Origin of the sequence: Kaistia sp. 32K (genome assembly GCF_016629525.1) — a bacterium.
Lineage (GTDB): Bacteria > Pseudomonadota > Alphaproteobacteria > Rhizobiales > Kaistiaceae > Kaistia.
In genome coordinates, this window is record NZ_AP024269.1 from 935,611 (window position 1) to 956,841 (window position 21,231).

Consider the following 21,231-nt stretch of genomic DNA (forward strand, 5'->3'; position numbering starts at 1 on the left):
ATAAGATGTCGATTTCGCCAGTTTCGCGTCCGTCGTCCGGCTACCGCGCCAAACGCTCGTTGAAGGCCCTTGCCGCGGCGCTGCTGCTCGGCGGCGCCGCTGTCGCTCCCGCCTTCGCGGCGGATCCGCTGCCGGTGACGATCGGCATGAGCAGCCGCAATTTCCAGCCCGGCATCGCCAATATGTGGATCGGCCAGCCGCTCGGCCTGTTCGGTCCCGATATCGCGGCGACCACGATGGGCACCCAGGGCGGCACGGAGAACCTGGTCCTCATGCTTGCCGGTCGCGTGACCGTCAGCACCGGAACGCAGGACATCGTGCTGAACGGCCTCGCCGAAGGCCGCGACGTGCCGGCCGTCAGCCCCTGCGTCTATCTGCATGGCCTGATCCAGCGGGTCGACGTGCTGCCGGACAGCCCGATCAACTCCTATGCCGACCTCGCCGGCAAGCGGATCGGCATCGAGAGCCTCGCCTCGAGCGACACGGCGGTGCTCAAATTCCTGCTCCGGCACTCGGGCGTCGATCCGGATTCCGTGACGTTCCTCGCCGTCGGAGCCAAGCAGCAGGCCGCCGCCGCGCTGCGATCGCGCCAGGTCGACGGTATCATTCTCTCCGACACGGCGGAATCCGACCTGATCGCCGCCGGGGTCGATCTCAAGAAGGTGCCGCTGGACGCCGCCCTCGAACAGGCGGCCGTCGGCTACACCTGGGCCTTCGCCAAGAACTGGTACGACGGCAACAAGGACGCGGCCGCCAAGGTCATGCAGGGCATGATCAAGTCGATCATCGTCGCCACGCAGAATCCGGAAGCCGCGGTGCGGATCAGCTTCCATATGCATCCCGAGGCGCTGCCGGCGGGCGTGCCGCTGGATGACGCCGTCGCCAATGGTGTCCGCTCGATCAAGGTGCGTGCGCCCCTGGTCACGGTCGACCGCTCCAAGGGTGAGAAGTGGTGCGAGTTCACCCCGGCGCAGTGGACGGGTTACGTCGACATGCTCGGGCTCACCGGCAAGGTCGATCCCTCCGTCTTCTACACGCCGGAGTTGATCGACAAGATCAACGACTTTGACGAGGCTGCCCTGCGCAAATGGGCCGACGAGCTCAAGGTCCCGGTCGATGCGGGCGAATACCAGCGGTGGGTCGCCGAACTCAAGGCTCCGTGATGAACCAGTTGGCAGCGGCCGGAACCTCCGGCATCTCCCCCGCCTCGATCGCCGTCCCCGCCCGGCCGGCAATCGAGGTCCGGGATCTCGACAAGGTCTATTCCTCGCACCGCGAGGGCACGGTCAAGGCGCTGACGGACATCTCCTTCTCGGCGAAAGAGGGCGAGTTCATCTGCGTCGTCGGGCCGTCCGGTTGCGGCAAGTCCACATTGCTCAAGATCATCGCCGGGATCATCCCGGCGACGAACGGCACGCTGCTGGTGAACGGCGCGCCGCCGAGCGACGTGCAGACCAAGGTGGGACTGGTGTTCCAGTCCCCCGTCCTTCTGCCCTGGCGGACGGTGCTGCAAAACACCATGTTGCCCGCCGAGGTCTACGGCCTCGACAAGAAGGCCGCCGAGGCGCGGGCGGCCAAGCTTCTCAAGATGGCGGGGCTGTCCGGGTTCGAGCAGTCCTATCCGTCCGAGCTCAGCGGCGGCATGCAGCAGCGGTGCTCGATCACGCGCGCTTTGTTGCCGGATCCGGCCATCCTGCTGATGGACGAGCCGTTCGGCGCTCTCGATGCGATGACGCGAGACACGATGAATCTCGAGCTTCAGCGCATCTGGATGGAAAGCAACAAGACCATCTTCCTGATCACCCATTCGATCCCCGAGGCGGTGTTCCTCGCCGATCGCGTGCTGGTGATGAGCGCGCGGCCGGGCCGGATCGTCGACGACATCAAGATCGACCTGCCGCGAGCACGCGATCTCGACGTCATGCTCGCCCCCGAATTCGGCGAGGCGGTTCGCCGGATCCGCATGCATCTCGGGCTTGGCAACCAGGAGCGTCCCTATGCCGACTGACACAGCCGTCAAGGCGAACATCGCCGCCGGGCGCCTCTCGTCCTCCCCGGCGGCGAAGGCACGGCCCAACCGCGTGACGGCATTCCTCAACCGCCATATCGCGCCGATCTCCTTCGTCATCCTGCTGGTCGTGATCGAGATCTGCGTGCGGGCGTTCAAGGTGCCGGAATATATCCTGCCGACGCCGAGCCAGATCCTCCGCTCCCTGATCGCCGGCTTCTCCACGCCGATCGGTTCGCCCAACGGCTTCTACGTGCATCTCTACGCGACGGGGCTCGCGGCCGGCTCCTCCTTCGTCGGAGGCGCCATTCTGGGCGTCGTGATGGGCGCTGTCGTGGTGCGATTCAGCTTCGCGCGGCGATTGTTCTATCCCTATATCATCGCGCTCCAAAGCGTCCCCAAGGTGGCGCTGGCGCCGTTGTTCACGGTGTGGTTCGGACTTGGCTTCGAGTCCAAGGTGGTGCTGGGCGTGCTGCTCACCTTCTTTCCGGTGCTGATCAACACGGCAGCGGGACTGTCCGGCGTCGAGCCGGACCGGCTGGAGCTGATGGCCAGCATGAAGGCGACGGCCTGGCAGACGTTCAAGCTCGTGCAACTGCCGAGCGCCTGGCCCTTCGTCTTCGCCGGTCTCGAGCTCGCGGCGATCTATTCGATCCTCGGCGCGGTGGTCGGCGAATTCGTCGGCGGCGAGGCGGGGCTCGGAGTGCTCATTCTCAATCGCAACGCCGCGCTCGACATACCGGGCTCGATGGCCGCGCTGGTGGTCCTGGCCGTCATCGGCATCGGAGTGCAGAGGCTCGTCGCCTTCGTGCGTCGCAAGATCCTGTTCTGGGCGCCGAGCGAGAAAACGCTGACGCGGGAACCCACCTGACGCCTCGCGCGCAGCACGCTCGATCGCGAGCCAACTCAACGTCGCCGTGATTTTTGTCGCGGCGACGTTTTTGTGGGCGCTGTTCCGGGAGGGGTATCGGCAGGTCGCTCGAGGCGCTCGTCGCCATGCACGCTCGCCAACGTGCCTCGTCGTCGGAATGTCTCAGCGAGAGCCGCGGACGTCCGGGCTTCCTGGTCCTGTGCCAGGCTGACGTGCCGGGCGGCGTTCGGGCGAAGCGAGTGTCGGTTCGTTGGGAGGCAATGCCGAGCGAAGCCGATCGGCGACGGCCAGCATGCCGCACAGAGCAATCCAGGGGAGGGAGGAGATCATGCACGCACGGCCAAACGAAAAGGCCAGCCGCGCGTTGCGTGGCTGGCCAGGTCTGCTGCCCGTCGGAAGGTCTCGGGGCGCGGTAGGGCGAAGGGGTGGCGGGTTATTGGCCCGCCGGCTCGCTGATGGTGACGGTGAGGCTGCCCAGACCGTCGATCGCGCCGACCAGGACCTGTCCGGTGGTGACGGCGCCGACGCCGCTCGGCGTGCCGGTCAGGATGATGTCGCCCGCCTCGAGCGCGAAGTAGCGCGAGAGGTTGGCGATGATCTCGGGCGTCGTCCAGATCATCATGCCGAGATCGGCGTCCTGCTTGACCTCGCCGTCGACGGTCATGCGGATGCTGCCCTTGTCGACATGGCCGACTTCGGACACCGGATAGATCGTGCCGACCGGGCAGGAGCGATCGAACGCCTTGCCGAGTTCCCAGGGCTGGTTCGGCCGATCGGACTGGCCGTCGACGCTGCGCCGGGTCATGTCGAGGCCGACGCCATATCCGTAGACATGGTCGAGTGCCTTGTCGACCGGGATGTTGTAGCCGCCCGACTTCATCGCGACGACCAGTTCGAGCTCGTAGTGGTAGTTGCTCGTCATCACCGGATAGTCGAGCACCGCGCCGTCCTGCTCGATGCTGTCGGTCGGCTTCTGGAACACGATCGGGAAGTCGAGCTTTTCGTCGCCGCCCATCTCGCGGACGTGCGCCACATAGTTGCGGCCGATGCAATAGATGCGCCGCACCGGATAGCGCCCGTCCGATCCATGAACGGGAAGGCTCGGCCGCTCCCCGGCATCGACGACGAAATTCTGGCTTGTACCCATCTGCATCCCTTTCTGTGCGGCATCTGGACGTTGGATCATCCAATGTCCATGCACATATCGAAGGAAAAATCCTAAATCAATATGATTTTGACAATCTACGCATAATCATACATTATTCGATCGTCAGGGTTACAGAGGGAGGACAACCATGCTCAAAAAGGGACGTGGGCGTTTCGGCGCCATCTGCCTCGCCGCCGCCATGGCGGCGGCTACGGTCATCGGCAGCGCATCCGCGCAGGAACTTCGGGAGATAACCGTCGTCCTGCCGCATCCGGGCGCGATCGGGCAGTATCCGATGCATGTCGCGATCGGGGAGGGCTACTTTGCCAATGAGGGGCTGAAGGTCACGGTGCGCGCCGTCGACGGATCCGGCCAGGTCGTGCAGGCGATCGCCGCCGGCCAGGGCGACATCGGCGTGCCGGGTCCTGGGCCGCTGCTGTCGGCCCGGATGCAGGGCGTCGACATCGTCTCGTTCTACAATCACTTCACCAAGAGCCAGTTCGGCATCATGGTGGGGCAGGACGCACCGTTCCAGCAACTGACCGATCTGAAGGGCAAGGTGATCGGCATCGGCACGGCCGATGGCGCCGAGGTTTCCTTCGCGCGCTCGATGCTCGACGCCGCCGGCATGAAGGAAGGCGCTGATTACACCTTCCTGACCGTGGGCGATTCCGGCCCGGCCACCGTCGCCTTCCAGCGCGGGGAGATCGATGCCTATGCCGCCGCGACCGCCGATGCCGCCATTCTCTCGATGCGCGGCATGAACGTGCGCGACGTCACGCCGGTCGAGTTCCAGGGCTATTTCGGCAACGGCTTCGCCGCGATGCGCCCCTTCATCGACGCCAACCCCACGGTGATGGAAGGTTTTGGCCGTGCGCTCGCCAAGGGCGCGGCTTTCGGCCAGAAGCCGGAGAACCGCGAGAAGGTTCTGCAGTACTCGGCCGTCGGCAATCCCCAGGAGGCCGAGGATCGCAAGCTGCTTGAGGCGCTGTTCGACAATATCAAGCTGCGCGTCCTGCCGACCGACCTTTCCACGGGCTGGGGCTACAACCATCCCGAACAGTGGCAGGCGTGGGAGAAGTCGCTCGTCGCTTCGGGCAGCCTGAAGGGGCCGGTGGACGGTCTCGACAAGGCCTATACCAACCAGTTCGTCGCGGCGTGGAACGAGGGCCTGCCGCAGTGAGCGACCGCATATCCGCAATCGGACCGGCCGGGGAGCAATCCCGGCCGGTATTTCAGCTGCGCGGCGTCAGCAAGCACTACGCGCGCCGCAAGGTCCAGGCGCTGGATAAGGTCGACCTGACCTTGCCCAAGGGCACCTTCGCCTCGATCATCGGATCGAGCGGCTGTGGGAAATCGACCCTGCTCAAGATCATGGCAGGCCTGGTCCCGCCCTCGTCCGGCAGCGTGCTCCTGAACGGCAAGCCGGTCCTTGGTCCCCGCCGCGAGGCGGGCATGATGTTCCAGCAGGCGACGCTGTTTCCGTGGCGCACGACGCTCGAGAACATCGTGTTGCCGATCGAGGTGCAGCGCGGCAAGGCGGCGGCCCGCCAGGCTGAGGGAAGGGCGCTCGACCTGCTCAAGCTGGTGGGGCTCGAAGGCTTCGAGAAGGTGTATCCGAACGAGCTTTCGGGCGGCATGGCCCAGCGCGCCGCGATGTGCCGGATGCTGATCACCGAGCCGGACGTCCTGCTGCTCGACGAGCCGTTCAGCGCGCTCGACGAGCTGACGCGCGACTTTCTCAACATCGAGCTGCAGCGCATCTGCACCGACCGGCACGCGACCGCGTTCCTGATCACCCATTCGATCTCGGAAGCCGTGATCCTGTCGGACATGGTCTATGTGATGTCGCCGCGCCCTGGTCGTTTCGTCAAGGCGATCCCGATCGACCTGCCGCGCCCGCGCACCCTCGAAATGATGACCGAGCCGCGCTTCGGCGCCTATGTCTCCGAAATCCGCGGCCTGCTGGACAGGGGAGCCTTCCTGTGACCGATTTTCCCGAAACTGTCTGGCGCGAGAAGGTCGCTTTCGTCGACCGCATTCCGCGGCCGCTCGCCATCGCGCTGCTCGTGGCCATCATCCTGGCGGCCTGGCAGACGGTCACCGCGCTCGGCCTCGTCTCGCCGATCATCCTGCCGTCGCCGGCGCGCACGGCGCAGGATCTCGTCTATGTCGGCATGGGCATCCTGACCGGCAGCTACATCTTCGCCGCCTTCCTGGTCACGGCGCAGGAAGTGGTGCTTTCCTTCATTCTCGCCTCGGCGATCGGCATCGCCATCGGCGTGATCGTCGGCGGCACGGCCTTCGGCGAGCGCGCGCTGATGCCGGTGATCGTGGCCATCGACACCATGCCGAAAGTCGCCTTCGCGCCGCTCTTCCTGTCCTGGCTCGGTTTCGGCATCGCCTCCAAGGTGGCGCTCGCGACCTTCATCGCGCTGTTCCCGATCATCGTCGGTGTCGCGGCGGGCCTGCATGCGACGGACGAGAACGCCCGCATGCTGTTCCGCAGCCTCGGCGCCGGCCCGTGGCGGACGCTGGTGCAGCTCAAGATCCCGACCGGCCTGCCGCACTTCTTCACCGGTCTCAAGGTCTCGGCGATCGGCGTCGTCGGCGGCGCCATCACCGGCGAACTCGTCGGCGGCGGCAAGGGCTTCGGCGAACTGATCCGGATCGCGGCCTCCCAGCTTGACACGCCGCGTGTCTTCTCGCTCATCTGCTATCTGAGCTTGATGGGGCTTGCCACATTCGGGGTGGTGGCTTGGATTCAGCGCCGGTTCGTCTTCTGGCATCGCGATTCGGCCCTTGGCGATGGCAACTGAGAGGCCGCTGGAAGGAATGAGCAAGTGAGCTTGAAACCCGAGAAGGCCACGACGGCCACCATGGCCTACGACCAGCTGCGGCTCGATATCCTGCGGGGCAACCTTCAGCCGGGCCAGAAGCTGGCAATCGACAGCATCGCCCAGCGCTATGGCGTCGGCACCAATCCCGTGCGCGAGGCGCTCAACCGTCTCTCGTCGGAACGGTTGGTGGACCGCCACGACCAGCGCGGCTTCTTCGTGCCGCAGATCAGCATCGAGAGCTGGCGCGAACTGGTGAAGACGCGGTGCTGGCTGGAGAGCCTGGCGCTCGAGCAGTCCATGCGCAACCGCACGGTGGAATGGGAGGAGGAGATCGTCCTCGCCCTCCACCGGATGTCGCGCTCGCCCTGGACCGAGGAAAGCTCGGATATGGCGCGGCGCGCGCAGTTCGAGGGCGCGCACCGGGCCTTCCACGTCGCGCTGCTGGCGAATTGCGGTTCGTCCTGGCTGCTGCAGTTCTGCGAAGTGCTGATGGACCATGCCCAGCGCTACATCTTCGTATCGGCTGGCGCTGCCTATCCGCGCCGGCACGGCGAAGACGAGCACCGGCAGATCGCCGACGCCGTCCTCGACGGCCGGATCGAAGAGGCCAAGGAGCGGCTCGTCGCTCACTACATGCTCACGCTCGAATATATCGAGCGCGATATCGAAGCCTGATCTCCAGCTCGCGGAATTGACCCATGTATCTGCGTGACTTCATGCAGCCCGGCCGCTCGGTCGCCGTGGCTGAAAACGGCATGGCTGCGACCTCGCACCCCGCCGCGACCCTCGCCGCTCTTGATGTACTCCGCGCCGGCGGCAACGCCGTCGACGCCGCGGTCGCGGCCGTGGCGCTGCAGGGCGTCGTCGACCCGCACATGACCGGCATCGGCGGCGACTGCTTCGCGCTCTATGCTCCGGCCTCCGGCCCCGTCGTGGCGCTGAACGGCTCCGGCCATGCGCCGGCCGCGGCAACGCTCGACCACTATCTCGAGCACAAGATCTCCGTCATCGAGGAGCCGACGCCGGATGCCGTGACGGTTCCGGGCGCGGTGGCGGCCTGGGCGTATCTGGTCGGCCGGTATGGCCGCTTCGAGCTGGAGCGCGTCCTGGCGCCGGCGATCGCCGCGGCCGAGGACGGCTACCGGATCACCCCGCGCGTGTTCCATGACTGGGAGCGCTATGCCGGCCGCGTCGCCGCGAACCCGGCGGCTAGCGCGCAATTCCTGCCGGGCGGCCGCGCGCCGCGCATCGGCGACAGGATGACGGCCCCCGCTTTGGCCGCCACGCTGCGCGCGATCGGCAAGAAAGGCGCGAAGGCCTTCTACGAGGGCGAGGTGGCGGAAGAGATCGTCGCCGTGCTGCGCGCGCTCGGCGGCCTGCACGATCTCGACGATTTCGCCGCCTATGCGCCGATCGAGACGGCGCCGATCGGCGCGGACTATCGCGGCTACCAGTTGCTGGAGTGCCCGCCCAACGGGCAGGGGCTCGCGGCGCTGATCATCGCCCGCATCCTCGACGGCTTCGATCTCGCCGATCCCAGCCTTGGCGAGGCGGAGCGCATTCACCTGCTGGCCGAGGCGACCAAGGCCGCCTATGCCCAGCGCGACGCGGTGATCTGCGATCCCGCGCACGTTACCGTCGACATCGAGGCGCTGCTAAGCGAAAGCTCGATCGGCGCCATGCGGTCGCGGATCGGGCTAGGCCTGGCGTCGGATCCCGGCGAATGGGAGGTTCCCGCCCATCCCGACACGGTCTATGTGACGGTGGTGGACAAGGACCGCAACGCGGTCTCGCTGATCAACTCGATCTTCTCGGCCTTCGGCAGCGGCATCTATGCGCCGCGTTCGGGCGTGCTGCTGCAGAACCGGGGCTCCGGCTTCTCGCTGCGGCCGGGACACCCCAACGCCATCGGCCCGCGCAAGCGGCCGCTGCATACGATCATCCCCGCCATGCTGATGAAGGACGGCCTGCCGGTGATGTCCTACGGCGTCATGGGCGGCCAGTACCAGGCCGTTGGGCATGTCCATGTCCTGTCGCAGATCCTCGACAGGGGGCTCGATCCGCAGATGGCCAACCAGGCGCCGCGCAGCTTCCATTTCAAGGGAGAGCTGTCGCTTGAAACCACGCACGACCCGGCGATCAAGGCGGAGCTTGAGCGGATGGGGCATAAGGTGACCTGGGCCACGGAGCCGCTCGGCGGCTGCCAGGCCATCTGGATCGATCGCCAGTCCGGCGCGCTGTTTGGCGGCTCGGACCATCGCAAGGACGGCATCGCTCTCGGCTACTAGCGGTCCCACCAGCCTCTGGCGCGAACCGGAATTCGTTCCGGCTCGCGCCGAGCGACGTTCGGTCGCCCTCAATGGGCGGGGGCGGCGGCCTGCAGGATGATCTTGATAACGGCCGAGGCCAGTTCCGCGACGATGTCGCGCGCGGCTTTCTCCGCCTCGGATACATTCGCCGCTTCGATCGCGTCCCGCATGCGCCGCCAGCCCGCGATCAGCCTGCCTTTGCGGTTGGCACAGGTGAGGCTCGACCGGGTAAAGCCGAGGTTCCGGATCAGCACGAGCGACATGACATGCGGCAGGCTGTTGTTGCCGCTGAGCGCCGCGAGATCCAGCGAGAGCTGGTTGATGGCGACCAGGAAGTCGACGAGCGGCGCCTCGGCGGCGAGGCTCTCCTCCAGCAGGCGCACGGCTTCGTCGAGCAACTCCAGAGCCTCGCGCGACGAGGCCTCGGCCAGGCGGCGCGCCATCAGCGCATAGAGCTGCCCCTCGATCTCGAAGAGGTCCCTCGCTTCCTCGGGCGTCAGTGACACGACCTGGGCGCCGCGCCGGGCGGAGATCGACACGAAGCCGTCCCGCTCCATGATGCGGAACGCCTCGCGCACCGGATTGCGGCTGACGCCGAAATCGGCGGAGATCTGCTCTTCTACCAGCCTTGCGCCGGGCTCGTATTCGCCCGCGATGATCATCGCGCCGATCTGCTGCGCGATCTGCTCGGAGACGGAGAGCGTTCGCAAAGGCTCTCCACCGGGCCAATCAGCCCGGAACATTGGCGGCGCCTGCCGGTGCAATCCCCCCGGACCCTTCGATTTCACCAGCCAAACCTCCTCAGACGGGCCATGCTCGTTCGCCCTTGATTTGAGCCCGCTTCCCGACCGTCGAGTCGATGGGCGGCGTTCGCTATTTGTCGCGAGGGAACCCGCGATTTGCAACCATGCCGGATCATGGGTTCACCGGCGCCGTCGCCGTCATGGACGGCCGTGATGAAAAGCCGGCGAACCAGTGCGCGCTCACCGGCTGCTCGCTGCGCCAGTCGAGCGCGGGTACGCGGTGATCGAGATAGGCGAAGGCGCAGGCGAAGGTGATCGCGGCGAGGTCGATCCGGTCGCCGAGCTCCGGTATGGCCTGCTCCATGCCGGCGAGGCCGGAGCGGATCTTGCGAAGCTGCGCCTCCGTCCAGTCCGACCAGACGAGCGGCTCCGGCCGCAGCCCGGTCTCGAAGCGGTAGAGCTGCGCCGTCTCGATGACGCCATTGGCGAGGCCGTGCAGGCTGAGCGTCCGCCACCGCGCGGCCCCGGAGGCGGGGACGAGCCGGTCGCCGGCGATCGAATCCAGGAACTGGCAGATGACGTCGCTGCCGGTGATCGTCGTGCCGTCCTCCAGCACGAGCGTCGGCACCTGCGCGAGCGGATTGACGGCGGCGAGCCGGGGATCGGGCGCGAGGCGGCTCGGCGTGACGGGCACGAGCTCGATCCGGTCGGCCAGCCCCAGCTCCGCCGCGCAGACGCGCACCTTGCGGACATAGGGGGAGGTTGGGGAATGGAATAGTCGCATCGCGGCGCGCGTCCCGGCTTTCAATTTCAAGGTCGACCTTAGTATCGCATTTCTTGACATTGTACACAATTAGACAATGCTCAGGGGCATAGTTTGATCCTGCGCAAGGAACGGCCTGACGCCGCTCCGCGCGCGGTGCTGCATGCGGGCGGGAATGATCTTGAGTTCGGCGGTTCGGAAGCATCCAGGCGGCAATGCCTCGGGGGAGCAGGGCGTGGTGTTCGACGTCCTCATCGCGGGCGCCGGGCCGGCGGGGCTGACCATGGCCAACCTGCTCGGCCAGGCCGGTGTCCGCGTGTTGCTGATCGAGCGGGATCCGGGCCTGTCGGAAATCCCGAAGGCGCTGCTCATCGACGACGAGTTCTTCCGCCTCCTCGCCACGCTCGGCCTCAGCGCGCCCGTCAGCGCCCATGGCGTCTACCCGATCTCGTTCGACTATTATTCGCCGATGGGCTGGCGGGTCGGCCATGTCGAACCCAGCATCACCGAGCACCACTATTCGCGCCGCACGGCGACTTTCCAGCCCGAATTCGAGGCGATCCTGCTGGCCGGCGGCGAGCGCTTTCCGACCTTCGAGGCGCGCTTCCGGCACGAGCTGGTCGATTTCGAGCAGGATGCGGACGGCGTGGTCGCGACGCTCGCGACCCCGGAGGGTGAGGCGCGGGTGCGCGCCCGCTATCTCATCGGCGCGGACGGATCGCACAGCCTCGTCCGCAAGAAGCTCGGCATTCCCTTCGACGAGGTGCGGAAGTTCGGCGACCGGCACATCGTGGTCGATGTGCTCGAGGATCCGGATACCTCGCCCGTCGCGGTGACGAAACTCGGCTGGAGCCGGAACTATGTCAGCCTGCCTTCGCCGAACGGCGGCCGGCGCTACGAGGTGTCGCTGCACGAGCACGAGACCGACGACGCCGCCTTGCTCGAGGATGCGGCGCTCGCCCGCATGCTGGCGCCGATCTGCGACGACATCCGCACTCGCCGCGTCATCCGCAAGGCGATCTACACGTTCCATTCGCGCATCGCGCGGCGCCTGTCGGCGGGCCGCGTCCATCTCGTCGGCGACGCTGCGCATGTCATGCCGATCTTCGGCTCCCAGGGCATGAACAGCGGCGCGCGCGACGTGAAGAATCTGGGCTGGAAGCTGGCGGAGGTCGTCCACGGCCGCGCCCTGCCGTCCCTGCTCGACAGCTATCACGAGGAGCGCTTCGAGCATCTCGTCGAGACGATCAAGATCGCGACGGCGAACGGCAAGCTGCAGTCGGCGCGCATGCTGCCCGTCACGATGGCGCGGGATCTGTTCCTGGGGGCGGCCTCGCTCATTCCGGCCTTCAGCCGCTGGATCCGCGACATGCGCTATATCCCGAAGCCCTATCTGAAGTCCGGCATCGTCCTGCATGACGGCCGGCCGGATCCGAAGAGCCTGGTCGGACGTGTGCTGCCGAACCCGGCCGTGGTTTCGGATGGCGGCGCCGAGATGCTGCTCGACGACCTTCTCGGTCCGGGTTTCGCGCTCGTGGGGCTCGACGTCGCCGAGGCGCCGGCAGGCGCGCTGCGGCATCCCTTCCTCGATCCGGCGCGCATCAGCCGCGTGGCGCTCAGGCCTGAAGGGGCGCCCGCGCCGCGCGCCGCCGAAGGCGTCGTCACCGCCGCGCTCGCCGATCACCGGTTGTCGGAGGCGATCGCCTTCCATGCCGGAAAATGGCTGCTCGTGCGGCCCGATCGCATCGTCGCCGCCGCGCTGGCGCCGGCTGACCTCGCCGCCGGCGCCGGGCATCTTTCCCGGCTGCTCGCCGGCGAAGCGAGCCCGGAGCCGGCGAGCGTCGCCGCCTGAGACATGTCATCCCAAATGGAGATCAGAAGAGCATGCGTCGTATCCTAATGCTGGCGACCGCCGCCGCGATGGCGTCGCTTCCGCTGCTTGCCGCCCGCGCGGCGGAGGAGGCGGTCATCATCGGCGCCGCCACCGCGTCGAGCGGCTGGATGGCCCCCTATGACGAGGGTCCGGTCTCGGCAGCCCAGGTCGCCGTCGACGAGATCAACGAGGCGGGCGGCGTGCTCGGCCATCCGCTGAAGCTGGTGCATGTCGACACCAAGACGGATCGCGCCGAGGCGGCGAAGGCGGCGGCGCAGCTCGCAGGGCAGGGCGCCAAGGCGATCATCGTCTCGGCCGATTTCGACATGGGCGGCCCCGCCGCGCTCGTCGCGAACCAGGAAGGCGTGCTCGCCTTCTCGACCAATGGCGCCGACATCAAGCTCGGCAACAAGGCCGTCGGTCCCTACGTCTTCACCCTCGCCACCGAGGCCGAGGGCGCCGGCGCGCTGCTGGCCGATTGGGCCTATAGGAAGCAGGGCTGGAAGACCGGCTACCTGCTCGAGGATACGGCGCTCGAATATACGAAGTCGCTCGCGCGCGGCTTCAAGGCCGGCTGGACGAAGGTCGCCGGCGCTGACGCGCTGGTGGGCGAGGACAGCTACAAGAACGCCGATCCGTCGGTGGCCGCGCAGGTCTCGCGCCTCGCCGCGCTCGACAAGAAGCCCGACTTCATCTTCCTCGCCGGTGTGACCCCCGGCTTCCCGGCCGTGCTGCGCCAGCTGCGGGCGGCCGGCATCGATGCGCCGGTGATCGGCGGCGTCGGCTTCGACGGCGACGAATGGCACGGCGCGCTGCCGCCCGAGGCGCTGACCAAGGTCTATTACGGCTCCTATTCCTCGGCGCGCGGCGATGATCCCCGTCCGGAAATCGCCAGCTTCCTCGAGCGCTTCAAGGCGCGCAACGGCGGCAAGCCGCCGGCATCGGGCGGCCTTGCCGTCTCCGGCTACAGCGCCGTCTACGCCTGGGCCCGCGCCGCCGAGCGCGCCGGCTCGGTCGAGCCGGCCAAGGTCCTCGCCGAGCTGGAGAAGTTCAAGGACGAGCCGCTCCTGGTCGGGCCGACCACCTTTACGCCGGATCTGCACATCAACCGCTCGCGCGCGACGCTGATCGTCGGCTTCGACAACGCCAAGGCGACGCCGCTCGGCTATTACGATCCGGCCGCCGGCGACTATGTAGAATGGTGGAAGAACTGAGCGCGGGCATCCTGGAGGCGCGCGCCGTCTCGATGAGCTTCTCCGGCCTGCGCGTGCTTTCCGATGTCTCCCTGGGCCTCGCCGAGGGAGACATTCTTGGCCTGATCGGACCGAACGGCGCCGGCAAGACGACACTCGTCAACGTGCTCTCGGGCTTCACGAAGCCCGGGAACGGCGAGGTTCGCGTTGACGGCCGCCCGGTCGAGGCCGGCGATCCCGCCGCCTTCGTCCGGGCCGGCGTGGTGCGCACTTTCCAGAACGTGCGCCTCTTTTCGCGCCTCAGCGTGCGCGAGAACATTCTCGCGGCCGTGCTGGCCCGGGGCGTCGCCCGGCGCGCGGCGGCGGAGCGGACCGAGCAGCTCATGGAAGCCCTCGACCTCACGCGCTTCGCCGAGGCGGAAGCGCGCTCCATTCCCTATGGCGACGAGCGACGGGTCGGCATTGCCCGCGCGCTCGCCGGCAAGCCGCGCTTCCTGCTGCTCGACGAGCCGGCGGCCGGCTTGAACGGCGCCGAGAACGAGGCGCTGATCGCTCTGATCGCGCGCCTGCCGCGCGACTTCGGCTGCGGCATCCTGCTCATCGAACACAACATGCAGGTCGTGATGGCGCTTTGCAGTCGCCTGCATGTGCTCGACGGCGGCCGGACGATCGCCGTCGGCGCGGCGGACGAGGTGCGCTTCGATCCGAATGTGATCCGCGCCTATCTCGGCCGGGCGGGGGAGGGGCGACTTGCGGCTCTCGGTTGAAGACCTTTCCGTCCACTATGGCCGCATCGCCGCCGTGCGCGGCGTCAGCTTCGAGGTTGGCGAAGGCGAGGCTTTCGCGATCATCGGCGCGAACGGCGCCGGCAAGACCTCGACGCTACAGGCGATCGCCGGCGGACGGCCAGCATCCGGCGGCACGATCCGTTTCGGCGAGACCATCCTGAACCCGCTCTCGCCGGAGGCGCGGGCGCGGCTCGGCCTTTCCCTCGTGCCGGAAGGCCGGGAGGTGTTCGGCTCGCTCACCGTCGAGGAAAACCTGCTGGTCGCCACCGCGGCGCGGCGCGACCGGTCCGGCGTTCGTCGTGACCTTGATCGCCTGCTCGACCGCTTTCCCGTGCTGCGCCATCGCCTGCACAGCCTCGGCCAAAGCCTCTCCGGCGGCGAGCAGCAGCAACTCGTCATCTGCCGCGCGCTGATGACCCGGCCGCGACTGCTCCTGATCGATGAACCGTCCCTCGGCCTCGCGCCGCAGATGGTCGACACTGTCTACGACATCCTCGCCGAGCTGCGCGCCGCCGAAGGGCTGACCCTGCTGGTGGTCGAGCAGAGCCTCGACCGCGTGCTGGAGATCGCTGATCGGGTGGCGATCCTGGAGACGGGCGGCGTCCAGCGCATCGCGTCGCGCGCGACGCTGCGCGCGGAACTCGCGGCGTCCGCCACCTCGCGCCAGGCGGCCTGGAGCCTCGCATGAACCAGATCCTTCAGATCGCCTTCGACACGATCAGCCTCGGCGCCCTCTATGCGCTCGCCGCACTCGGCGTCGGCCTCGTCTTCGGCGTCATGCGGCTCGTGAACTTCGCCTTCGGCGACTACATCACCTGGGCCGGCTATGCGTTGCTCCTGCCGGCCATTGGTTTCGGCGCCTCGCTCGGCGGCGCCGGGCTGGCGGTCCTCTCCGTCGCGCTGCCGGTCGCGGTCGCGATCGGCCTCGCCCTCCTCACCGAGCGGATCGCCTTTCATCCGCTCCGGCGGGCGGATTCCTCGACGCTGCTGATCGCCTCCTTCGCGGTCAGCTACCTGCTGCAAAACCTCATCCTGATGACGGTCGGCGGCCGGCCGCAGAGCGTCGATATCGGCGGCGCGCTCGCCGGTCTCGTCGTCCTCGGCGGGGTTCGCCTCGCCATCCTCGACCTCGTGACGCTCGGTGTCGCGGCGGCGCTGATGGCGGCCCTCTACTTCGTGCTGAGCCACACGCTGATCGGCATCCAGCTTCGCGCCGCCTCGGAAAACTTCGGCATGGCGCGCCTTCTCGGCGTCCGCGCCAACCGGATCATCGCCGCCGCCTTCGCGCTCTCGGGCCTGCTCGCGGCCTTCGTCTCGCTGCTGCTCGTCGCCAAGACCGGCTCGCTCGACTACCGCATGGGCATGCCGCTCGTGCTCGCGGCCTTCATCGGCACGGTCGTCGGCGGCCTCGGCAATATTGTCGGCGCGGCGGTTGGCGGCTTCCTGATCGGAGCCGTGGCGATGATCTGCCAGCACGTTCTGCCGGCCGATCTGCGCGGGGGCCGCGACGCCTTCGTGTTCGCCTTCGTCGTGCTGGTGCTGCTCGTCAGGCCGCGCGGCCTCCTCACCTCGACGAAGTCCCTGGAGCGCGTATGAGCCGATCCCCGAACAAGGCCGGTCTCCGCAGCGCGGTGGCGAGCCCCATACTTCTCATCCTCGGCCTCGTCATCCTCTCCGGCGTCGCCTATGCAGCCGGCGGCAATCTGCCCGCGACCGTGACCGAGCTCCTCGTCTATGTCGTCCTCGTGGTGGGGCTGCAGATCTTCATCGGCAACAGCGGCATCGTCTCGTTCGGCCATATCGTCTTCGGCCTCGTCGCCGCTTATGCCTCGACATGGCAGACCTGCTGCTCGGGGCTCAAGAGCTTCTATATGCCGGGCCTGCCGGCCTTTCTCCTCGACAACAGCATCCCGGTGCTGCCGGCCGCGCTGCTGGCGGGGCTCGTCGCCGTTCTCTTCGCGCTGGTGATCGGCGTGCCGCTGATGCGCCTTTCGGGCATTGCTTCCGGCATCGCGCTCTTCGGCGTGCTCGCCATGGTGAAGGCGGTCTACGAGACCTGGGACGGCTGGACCGCAGGCACCTCCTCGATCATCGGCCTGCCGCGCTATGTCGATCTTCCCGTCGCCCTTGGTGCGGCGTCGGCGGCGATCGTTATCGCCTTCCTGTTCCGCAATTCGCGCTACGGGTTGATGCTGCGCGCCGCGCGGGAGGACGAAGTGGCGGCGCGCGCGGCCGGCATCCCGGTCGTGCGGCTCCGCATCCTCGCCCATCTCGTCAGCGCCTTCGTGATCGGCATCGGCGGAGTGCTCTATGTCCACTATATCGGCACGATCTCGGTCGACGTTTTCTGGCTCGACATGACCTTCCTGACGCTTGCCATGCTGGTCGTCGGCGGCCTGCGAAGCGTCACCGGCGCGGTGGTAGGCGTCGTCCTGGTTCGGCTCGTCACCGAGCTGCTCCGTCTGCTCGAGGACGGTGTCGGCATCGGCGGCCATGTCCTCGTCTTCCCGCCGGGCAGCCAACAGGCGGCGCTCGCCATCGTGCTGCTCGTCATTCTGCTGTTCCGGCCCGAAGGGCTGTATGGCAGCCGTGAACTGACCTGGCCGATCGGCCGGCCGCGAGCCGGTTCCGGCAAATCCGAGGAGACTTCTCCATGAGCGACGACATCCCGCTGCTGGTCGATCCCGAATGGCTCGCGGCCCGGCTCGGTGAGCCGGATCTGGTCATTCTTGATTGCAGCACGCGCCTCGAGCCGGATCCGGCCGGCGGCCCCGACCGCAACATCGCCGAGCGGGCCGAGTTCCTCGCCGCGCATATTCCCGGCGCCCGTTTCGCCGACATGGTTTCGGAGCTGTCCGACCCAGCCGGCGCCTATCCCTTCACGGCGCCGCAGCCCGAGGCTTTTGCCGCCGCGGTCGAACGGCTCGGCGTCGGCCCGGACAGCCGCGTCGTGCTCTATGCCAGCGGCAATCCGTGGTGGGCGACGCGGGCCTGGTGGGTGCTGCGCCTCTACGGTTTTGACCGGGCCGGCGTGCTCGACGGCGGCTTCAAGGCCTGGCGCGCCGCCGGCCTGCCGGTCGAGGCGGGCGAGCCGGCGCCGTCTCAGCCTGTTCGATTCCCGGCGCGGCCCCCACGCCCGTTGATCGCGACGGCGAGCGATGTGCTCGCGGCGATCGGCTCGGATGCAGGCTGCGTCGTTAACGCCCTGCCGGCCGCGCGCTTTCGTGGCGAGGGCGCGACGTCCTTGCCGCGCGCCGGCCGCATCGCCGGCTCGATCAGCCTTCCCGGCGCCGAGACGATCGATCCGGCGACGGGGAAAAGCCTGCCGCTCGACGTCATCGAGGCGCGGTTCCGCGCGGCTGGCCTGTTCGACAAGCCGGTGATCGCCTATTGCGGCGGCGGCGTCACGGCGACGTGGATCGCCTTCCTGCTGGCGCGGATGGGCGGCCCGGAGCCGCTCATCTACGATCACTCGCTGCAGGAATGGACGGTCGACCCGTCGCTGCCCATGGCAACCGGCTGAATGGGGCTAGAGCCCGGCCCGCGTGACCAGCTTCTCCACCAGATAGGCGCCGACCGCGTCGGCGCCGGCCTCGCTGCCCCAGCCGGACGCCTTCACGCCGCCGAAGGGCAGCTCCGGCAAAGCGAGACCATGATGGTTGACCGAGATCATGCCGGCCTCGATCGCCGCCTCGGCGGCCGTCGCCCGGGCGATCGAGCCGCTATAGACATAGGCGGCGAGACCAGCCTCGAGCCGGTTCGCCTCCGCGATCGCCTCCTCGGCGGTGTCGAAGGGGCGGAACAGCGCGATCGGGCCGAATGGTTCCTCGTTGAAAGCGCGCGCCTCGATCGGCACGTCGAGGAGCACGGTCGGCTCGAAGAACGAGCCGGCATTGCCGATCCGGCTGCCACCGAGCGCCAGTCGCGCACCCTTCGCCACCGCGTCGGCGACGAAGCCTTCGAGGGCTGCGATGCGGCGGGGATGCGCGAGCGGCCCCATGCCGACGCCCGCGTCGACGCCATTGCCGACGACGACGCCCTTGGCGGCTGCCACGAAGGCCTCGGTCAGGCGGTTGTAGATGCCGCGCTGGACCAGAAATCGCGTCGGCGACGCGCAGGTCTGCCCGGCATTGTAGAACTTGGCGCCGGCGAGCCGCGCGCCGACGAGGACGGGGTCGACATCGTCAAAGACGATGACCGGCGCGTGGCCGCCGAGTTCCAGCGTCGAGCGTTTCAGATGTTGCCCTGCAAGCGCCGCGAGTTGCCGTCCGACGGCGGTCGATCCGGTGAAGGAGAGCTTGCGCACGGTCGGGTGAGGGATGAGGTAGGCCGAGATCTCGGCCGGCGTGCCGAAGACGAGGTTGATGACACCGGCCGGCAGGCCGGCATCCGCGAAGGCCTCGACCAGGGCGGCGACCGAGGCGGGCGTCTCCTCCGGGCCCTTCAGGACGATGGAGCATCCCGCGGCCACGGCGGCGGCGAGCTTCAGCACCGCCTGATGCACCGGAAAATTCCAGGGCGTGAAGGCGGCGACGACGCCGATCGGCTCCTTGACGGTCGATTGGGCGATCGCCGCGCCGCCGCGCGCCGGGATGGTGCGGCCATAGACGCGGCGTGCTTCGCCGGCGAACCAGCGCAGGATCTCGGCGGCGAAGGCCGCCTCGCCGATCGCCTCGGGGAGCGGCTTGCCCTGCTCGAGCGTGATCAGCCGGCCGATCGCCTCAGCCCGTTCGGCCAGCAGCGCCGCCGTGCGGTCGAGCACACCCGCGCGCTCGGGCGGGGAGGCGACGCGCCAGACGGCGAAGCCGGCCGCCGCAGCCTCGACGGCCGCTTCGAGATCGGCGGCGCGGGCATGGGCGACGCGCCCGATCTCGGCATCATCGGCTGGATTGTGGACGGGGAGGCGCTCGCCCGCTGCCGCCGGCCGCCAGCTACCCCCGATGAAGAGCCTCGTTTCCGCCGGATAGGGAGCGCTGGAGGCAGGATCGGACAGGGACATTGGTATCTCCGCTGAGGCAATCGGTCGGTGGGCGACTGACGCCGACCGATCGATGGGACTTCAATTGTAGTACAAAATACATTAAGCATGTCTACAGACATTGTCGACTTTTGCCGCTGAGGACCCCATGACCGCCACGCCCACTTATGATCACATCGTCATCGGCTCCGGCTCGGCGGGCAGCGCCGTGCTGCGGCGGCTTGTCGATGCGGGGCGGCGCGTGCTGCTGCTCGAGGCCGGCGGCCCCGACGACGTCTCGGCGATCCATCGCGCCGACGGCATGCTGGAGCTGCGCGGGTCGAAGGTCGACTATGGCTATGTCACGGAGCCGCAGCGCGGGCTGAACGGTCGGAGGATCTTTTGGCCGCGCGGAAAGGTTCTCGGCGGATCGAGCGCGATCAACGGCATGATCTTCGTGCGCGGCCATGCGCGGGACTATGACGACTGGGCCTACAACGGCGCCGACGGCTGGGGCTGGGCGGATGTGCTGCCCTATTTCAAGCGGCTCGAGAACCACGAGGACGGCGAGAGCGAACTGCGCGGCGGCTCGGGGCCGCTTCCGGTTCGTCGCAACGCCGATCCGCATCCGCTTTCCGTGGCGACGGTCGAGGCCGCCAGGGCGCTCGGCCTGCCGGGGAATGATGGCCACAACGGTGCTGACATCCTCGGCGTCGGCCTGCTCGAGATCAATGTCGTGAACGGCCGCCGCATCTCGGCCTGGCAGGCCTATGGCGCGCCCGTCATCGGCCGGCCGAACCTCGAAATCCGCACCGGAGCCCGGGTGCAACGCATTCTCTTCGAGGGCACCCGGGCCGTCGGCGTCGAGTTCAGCGATGGCGAGGGCGTGCACACTGTCCACGCGGACGGCGACATCGTGCTGTCGGCCGGAGCCATCGGCTCGCCGCAGATCCTGCTTCTGAGCGGTGTTGGCCCGGCCGATGAACTCGCGGCGCTCGGCATTCGGCCGGTCGTCGATTTGCCCGGCGTCGGCGCGAACCTACATGACCATGCGATCAGCCAGGTGGCCTGGCGCTCGAAGCGGCCGCTGCCGCCGACGACCGCCAACCATTTGCAGGTCCAGATCTTTGCGGCGAGCCGGCCCGGCGCCGCCGTGCCCGACACGCAGCCCGTCACCGGCCTGTTCGCCTATCCGGTCGAGGGCTATTCCTTCCCGGCCGGCGAGAGCTTCGCCTGGTTCCCCGGCCTCGTCCGGCCGTACAGCCGGGGCAGCCTCAGCCTGAAATCGGCCGATCCGCACGAGGCGCCGCGCCTCGACCCCGCCTATCTCGACGACCCGGCGGATCTGGAGGCGCTGCTCTTCTCGCTGAAGATGTGCCGCGAGATCGGCGCGCGGCCGGAGCTCGGCGACTGGAACGCGGGCGAGATCGCGCCGGGACCGGGCATCGTCAGTGACGAGGCGCTGCGTGACTATATCCGCCTCTCGCTCGACACCTATTTCCACCCGGTCGGCACCTGCAAGATGGGCGTTGACCGCCTCGCGGTGGTCGATCCGACGCTGCGGCTGCACGGCGTGGAAAACCTTCGCGTCGCCGATGCATCGATCTTCCCGGTGATCCCGACCGGCAACACGCATGCCCCGGCCGTCATGACCGGCGAACGGGCCGCCGACTTCGTCTTGCAGGCGAAAGGCTGAGGCGCTGGTGCCGTCGTGGCCGCGCGCGTTCGATCGCGGGGCT

20 protein-coding genes are annotated in these 21,231 nt (G+C 68.1%); 16 read left to right on the forward strand and 4 right to left on the reverse strand.

The features are described 5' to 3' along the window. Positions 1 to 5: 5 nt before the first annotated feature. The 3 genes from K32_RS04040 to K32_RS04050 are packed head-to-tail and all read left to right on the forward strand — an operon-like array spanning position 6 to position 2,879. Positions 6 to 1,163: an ABC transporter substrate-binding protein gene (locus K32_RS04040; protein ID WP_201402793.1), complete on the forward strand. Its 1,158-nt coding sequence runs from the start codon at positions 6 to 8 to the stop codon at positions 1,161 to 1,163. Continuing rightward, positions 1,163 to 2,008: an ABC transporter ATP-binding protein gene (locus K32_RS04045; protein ID WP_201402794.1), complete on the forward strand. Its 846-nt coding sequence runs from the start codon at positions 1,163 to 1,165 to the stop codon at positions 2,006 to 2,008. Before K32_RS04040 ends, K32_RS04045 begins: the two co-directional genes overlap by 1 nt. Then, positions 1,998 to 2,879 (forward strand): ABC transporter permease, encoded by an 882-nt coding sequence (locus K32_RS04050; protein ID WP_201402795.1) that lies wholly within the window; start codon positions 1,998 to 2,000, stop codon positions 2,877 to 2,879. The genes K32_RS04045 and K32_RS04050 overlap by 11 nt, the downstream gene beginning before the upstream one ends. 433 nt (positions 2,880 to 3,312) lie before the next feature. Here K32_RS04050 and K32_RS04055 read toward each other — a convergent pair whose 3' ends face one another. Continuing rightward, a complete protein-coding gene (locus K32_RS04055; RefSeq protein ID WP_201402796.1) occupies positions 3,313 to 4,026 on the reverse strand; it encodes a fumarylacetoacetate hydrolase family protein in 714 nt (237 codons plus the stop codon). Between the two features lie 148 nt (positions 4,027 to 4,174). On the opposite strand from K32_RS04055, the gene K32_RS04060 reads away from it, so the two are divergent. From K32_RS04060 to ggt, 5 genes are read left to right on the forward strand one after another with little or no spacing between them, the layout of a single operon-like run. After that, entirely contained in the window at positions 4,175 to 5,209 is a 1,035-nt protein-coding gene (locus tag K32_RS04060; protein ID WP_201402797.1) for an ABC transporter substrate-binding protein, read from the forward strand. After that, positions 5,206 to 6,015 carry an ABC transporter ATP-binding protein gene (locus tag K32_RS04065; RefSeq protein WP_244669836.1) on the forward strand — a complete coding sequence of 270 codons (810 nt, stop codon included), beginning with the start codon at positions 5,206 to 5,208 and terminating at the stop codon, positions 6,013 to 6,015. The genes K32_RS04060 and K32_RS04065 overlap by 4 nt, the downstream gene beginning before the upstream one ends. After that, positions 6,012 to 6,845: an ABC transporter permease gene (locus tag K32_RS04070; RefSeq protein WP_201402798.1), complete on the forward strand. Its 834-nt coding sequence runs from the start codon at positions 6,012 to 6,014 to the stop codon at positions 6,843 to 6,845. The genes K32_RS04065 and K32_RS04070 overlap by 4 nt, the downstream gene beginning before the upstream one ends. A gap of 24 nt (positions 6,846 to 6,869) precedes the next feature. Continuing rightward, positions 6,870 to 7,541 carry a GntR family transcriptional regulator gene (locus K32_RS04075; RefSeq protein ID WP_201402799.1) on the forward strand — a complete coding sequence of 224 codons (672 nt, stop codon included), beginning with the start codon at positions 6,870 to 6,872 and terminating at the stop codon, positions 7,539 to 7,541. Between the two features lie 23 nt (positions 7,542 to 7,564). Further along, positions 7,565 to 9,154: a gamma-glutamyltransferase gene (gene ggt, locus K32_RS04080; protein WP_201402800.1), complete on the forward strand. Its 1,590-nt coding sequence runs from the start codon at positions 7,565 to 7,567 to the stop codon at positions 9,152 to 9,154. Between the two features lie 68 nt (positions 9,155 to 9,222). Here the strand turns inward: ggt and K32_RS04085 are convergent, their stop codons facing one another. Further along, positions 9,223 to 9,885 (reverse strand): GntR family transcriptional regulator, encoded by a 663-nt coding sequence (locus tag K32_RS04085; RefSeq protein ID WP_201402801.1) that lies wholly within the window; start codon positions 9,883 to 9,885, stop codon positions 9,223 to 9,225. Positions 9,886 to 10,090: 205 nt separating this feature from the next. Continuing rightward, complete coding sequence (locus K32_RS04090) at positions 10,091 to 10,702, reverse strand: glutathione S-transferase family protein (protein ID WP_201402802.1); 612 nt, start codon at positions 10,700 to 10,702, stop codon at positions 10,091 to 10,093. Positions 10,703 to 10,862: 160 nt separating this feature from the next. On the opposite strand from K32_RS04090, the gene K32_RS04095 reads away from it, so the two are divergent. Genes K32_RS04095 through K32_RS04125 form a run of 7 tightly spaced genes read left to right on the forward strand, consistent with a single transcriptional unit; the run spans position 10,863 to position 18,058 of the window. Continuing rightward, on the forward strand, positions 10,863 to 12,533 hold the full coding sequence (locus tag K32_RS04095) for an FAD-dependent monooxygenase (protein WP_201402803.1): 1,671 nt from the start codon (positions 10,863 to 10,865) through the stop codon (positions 12,531 to 12,533). Positions 12,534 to 12,565: 32 nt separating this feature from the next. Next, complete coding sequence (locus K32_RS04100) at positions 12,566 to 13,768, forward strand: ABC transporter substrate-binding protein (protein ID WP_201402804.1); 1,203 nt, start codon at positions 12,566 to 12,568, stop codon at positions 13,766 to 13,768. Further along, entirely contained in the window at positions 13,753 to 14,514 is a 762-nt protein-coding gene (locus K32_RS04105; RefSeq protein ID WP_201402805.1) for an ABC transporter ATP-binding protein, read from the forward strand. The genes K32_RS04100 and K32_RS04105 overlap by 16 nt, the downstream gene beginning before the upstream one ends. Then, positions 14,498 to 15,223 (forward strand): ABC transporter ATP-binding protein, encoded by a 726-nt coding sequence (locus K32_RS04110; protein ID WP_201402806.1) that lies wholly within the window; start codon positions 14,498 to 14,500, stop codon positions 15,221 to 15,223. The genes K32_RS04105 and K32_RS04110 overlap by 17 nt, the downstream gene beginning before the upstream one ends. Beyond that, positions 15,220 to 16,131, forward strand: coding sequence for a branched-chain amino acid ABC transporter permease (locus K32_RS04115; protein ID WP_201402807.1), 912 nt, complete (start codon positions 15,220 to 15,222; stop codon positions 16,129 to 16,131). Before K32_RS04110 ends, K32_RS04115 begins: the two co-directional genes overlap by 4 nt. Beyond that, complete coding sequence (locus K32_RS04120) at positions 16,128 to 17,192, forward strand: branched-chain amino acid ABC transporter permease (protein ID WP_201402808.1); 1,065 nt, start codon at positions 16,128 to 16,130, stop codon at positions 17,190 to 17,192. The genes K32_RS04115 and K32_RS04120 overlap by 4 nt, the downstream gene beginning before the upstream one ends. Beyond that, complete coding sequence (locus tag K32_RS04125) at positions 17,189 to 18,058, forward strand: sulfurtransferase (RefSeq protein ID WP_201402809.1); 870 nt, start codon at positions 17,189 to 17,191, stop codon at positions 18,056 to 18,058. Before K32_RS04120 ends, K32_RS04125 begins: the two co-directional genes overlap by 4 nt. A 6-nt stretch (positions 18,059 to 18,064) precedes the next feature. Here the strand turns inward: K32_RS04125 and K32_RS04130 are convergent, their stop codons facing one another. Beyond that, on the reverse strand, positions 18,065 to 19,534 hold the full coding sequence (locus K32_RS04130) for an NAD-dependent succinate-semialdehyde dehydrogenase (protein ID WP_201402810.1): 1,470 nt from the start codon (positions 19,532 to 19,534) through the stop codon (positions 18,065 to 18,067). Between the two features lie 127 nt (positions 19,535 to 19,661). On the opposite strand from K32_RS04130, the gene K32_RS04135 reads away from it, so the two are divergent. Next, complete coding sequence (locus tag K32_RS04135; RefSeq protein WP_201402811.1) at positions 19,662 to 21,188, forward strand: GMC family oxidoreductase; 1,527 nt, start codon at positions 19,662 to 19,664, stop codon at positions 21,186 to 21,188. Positions 21,189 to 21,231 lie beyond the last annotated feature (43 nt).